Raw genomic sequence first — 2,991 nt, 5'->3', positions numbered from 1 at the left:
CAATCGTTAGTTACGCTAAATCAACGTGATGACCTTTTTAGTAACAAAAAAGAAGATGAATCATTTTGGATAAACAAAATTAAAAATGAAAGTTTTGATAATTACTTTGTCATACCTTATCGAATATCAGAATATTAATGTTATTGATTATAATAAGACCTAGAGTCTACTTTAAACCAGTTAATAATTTAGGAGTTAAGCAAGTATATAATTTATCAAGTGACAATAAAAATTATTAACGAAATAAAAGATTTCAAGTAGAAAGGGAGAAAAAATTGAATTATAGTGAAATATCGCAATACTTGAAAGTGATGGCTGATAGTAGCCGTCTTGAAATATTAGATTTGTTATCTTGTGGTGAATTATGCGCTTGTGATTTATTAGAGCATTTTTCTTTTTCTCAACCCACATTAAGTCATCATATGAAAGTATTAAAAGACAATAATTTAATTACATCCAGAAAAGATGGTAATAAAATTTTCTACAAATTGAATCATGACGTATTGGATAACGTTACATCACGACTCACTCTATTGAGTTCCTGTACTGTCCCATGTATATGTGAAACAGTAGAGAAAGGTGAGTGTTAACAATGACGATATTAGCAATCACTATTTTTATATTAACGTTAATTTTTATCATATGGCAACCTAAAGGTTTGGATATTGGAGTTACAGCTTTAATCGGTGCTGTTATTGCTATCATTACAGGTGTTGTTAGCTTTTCAGACGTACTAGAAGTTACGGGGATTGTTTGGAATGCGACGTTAACCTTTGTCGCTGTTATACTCATTTCATTAATTTTAGATGAAATTGGATTTTTCGAATGGGCAGCTATACATATGGTCAGAGCTTCAAATGGTCATGGGTTTAAAATGTTTGTTTACATTATGTTGTTAGGCGCTATTGTAGCAGCTTTCTTTGCGAACGATGGAGCTGCATTAATTCTCACTCCAATCGTGCTAGCTATGGTAAGAAATTTAGGGTTTAATCAAAAAGTCATTTTTCCTTTTATCATTGCAAGTGGATTCATTGCAGATACTACGTCTCTTCCACTAATTGTAAGTAATTTGGTTAATATCGTTTCTGCTGACTACTTCCATATTGGATTTATTGAATATGTAAGCCGCATGATCATTCCCAATCTATTCTCTTTACTTGCAAGTATTATTGTATTATGGCTATATTTCAGAAAAGTTATTCCTAACCATTTTGAAATTAACAATCTTAAAACACCTAATCAAGCCATTAAAGATCCAAAATTATTCAAGTTTTCATGGATTGTTTTATCAATCTTACTCATTGGTTATATAGTTAGTGAATTTATTCAAATTCCAGTATCGTTAATTGCTTGTTTGATTGCGTTTATATTTACTGTATTGGCCTATAAATCGAGAGTAGTAAATACAAAACAAGTTATCAAAGGTGCACCATGGAATATTGTGCTCTTTTCTATAGGAATGTATTTAGTTGTATTTGGTCTGAAAAATGTGGGTATTACTGCATTATTAGCTAATATGTTATCAACTATATCAGACTATGGACTGTTCAGTAGTATTATAGGGATGGGCTTCATATCTGCATTTCTTTCAGCGATTATGAATAATATGCCGACTGTACTAATCGATGCAATTGCTATTGGACAATCTACAACAACTGGCCTAATCAAAGAAGGCATGATTTATGCTAATATCATTGGCGCAGATTTAGGACCTAAAATCACACCTATCGGCTCCTTAGCAACATTACTATGGCTACATGTTTTAACACAAAAAGGAGTAAAAATTTCGTGGGGCACATATTTTAAAACGGGTATTGTTATTACGATTCCTGTTCTGTTTATTACATTAGTTGGTTTGTACGTTACACTTATTATATTTTAAAAAAGAGGTGTCAATGATGACAAAGAAAATAATTTATTTTATATGTACAGGTAATTCATGCCGTAGCCAAATGGCTGAAGGCTGGGGTAAAAAAATCTTAGGTGATGAATGGCAAGTATATTCTGGCGGTATTGAGGCACACGGTGTCAATCCGAAAGCAATCGAAGCTATGAAAGAAGTTGGAATTGATATATCAAACCATACTTCTAATTTAATTGACAACAATATACTAAACCAATCCGATTTAGTAGTAACTCTATGTAGTGATGCTGATCAAAACTGTCCTATATTGCCGCCTAATGTAAAGAAGGAACATTGGGGATTTGATGATCCAGCAGGCAAACCTTGGTCAGAATTCCAACGTGTTAGAGATGAAATCAAAACCGCCATTGAATCATTTAAAGATAGATAAACTTTAAGCGTCTCAATATAATTGGGACGCTTTTTTATTATTAATTATTTTATACTTTTTGATTTATCTTCAGGATTAGTCATTTTTCTTATCTATTTAATTTACACACTAAAAAATATCCTCCTTAACAATAATAAGTTATTTAAATTATTGATTAAGGGGGATATTTTTATATCTATTTATTTCTCAATCTAGAACTAGATTTTTATCGTGCTTTCAGCTCATTTCCTGTCATCCATTTATGATTTTTAATGATTTTACCATTATCTTTGGATTTGTAATCAACTACGTAAACAGTCGTCTTTTTCACGTTATCTATATTGGCTGTAGCACCTTTCATACCAGACATATGACTTGCTTCTAATTTAACAGTATCGCCTTTACTAAATCCATCTTTAGGTGCATCTTTGATCTCTTCGTTTACGACCCATTTATGATTGTTTACTTTTTCATTTCCATTTGTGGGTTTATAACTTACAACATAGGCATATGTTTTATACGCACCTTTTACAGTAGCTTCTGCACCTTTCATACCTGGCATATGTCCTGCTGTAATCGTTACTTTATCTCCTATTTTAAATTCACCCTCATTAGTCGATGTCAGGTTCTGTTGCAAAGTAAAAAAATATAGCTAACCACTAATTTATCATGTCAGTGTTCGCTTAACTTGCTAGCATGATGCTAATTTCGTGGCATG

Annotated in this window: 4 protein-coding genes; 3 read left to right on the top strand and 1 reads right to left on the bottom strand. The window is 31.9% G+C overall.

Features of this window, described 5'->3' with window-relative positions:
• Positions 1 to 275: 275 nt before the first annotated feature.
• Genes AC3WQX_RS12000 through arsC form a run of 3 tightly spaced genes read left to right on the top strand, consistent with a single transcriptional unit; the run spans position 276 to position 2,294 of the window.
• Positions 276 to 590: an ArsR/SmtB family transcription factor gene (locus AC3WQX_RS12000; RefSeq protein WP_002499582.1), complete on the top strand. Its 315-nt coding sequence runs from the start codon at positions 276 to 278 to the stop codon at positions 588 to 590.
• A 2-nt stretch (positions 591 to 592) separates the two neighbouring features.
• Positions 593 to 1,882 (top strand): arsenite efflux transporter membrane subunit ArsB, encoded by a 1,290-nt coding sequence (arsB, locus tag AC3WQX_RS11995; protein WP_002491720.1) that lies wholly within the window; start codon positions 593 to 595, stop codon positions 1,880 to 1,882.
• A 16-nt stretch (positions 1,883 to 1,898) separates the two neighbouring features.
• Entirely contained in the window at positions 1,899 to 2,294 is a 396-nt protein-coding gene (gene arsC, locus AC3WQX_RS11990) for an arsenate reductase (thioredoxin) (protein WP_002491676.1), read from the top strand.
• Between the two features lie 205 nt (positions 2,295 to 2,499).
• On the opposite strand, the gene AC3WQX_RS11985 is transcribed toward arsC, so the two are convergent.
• Complete coding sequence (locus AC3WQX_RS11985; protein WP_492740330.1) at positions 2,500 to 2,910, bottom strand: YdhK family protein; 411 nt, start codon at positions 2,908 to 2,910, stop codon at positions 2,500 to 2,502.
• Between the last annotated feature and the right edge of the window lie 81 nt (positions 2,911 to 2,991).

It is taken from the genome of Staphylococcus sp. FW104-15G4D (assembly GCF_058790135.1).
The sequence above is the reverse complement of the archived record's forward strand: the minus strand, read 5'-3'. Positions and strand labels throughout refer to the sequence as shown.

What these genes read in the sequence shown, in the direction of transcription:
- arsC (WP_002491676.1), top strand. Translation starts at nt 1,899, where the DNA reads ATGACAAAGAAAATAATTTATTTTATATGTACAGGTAATTCATGCCGT.
- arsB (WP_002491720.1), top strand. Translation starts at nt 593, where the DNA reads ATGACGATATTAGCAATCACTATTTTTATATTAACGTTAATTTTTATC.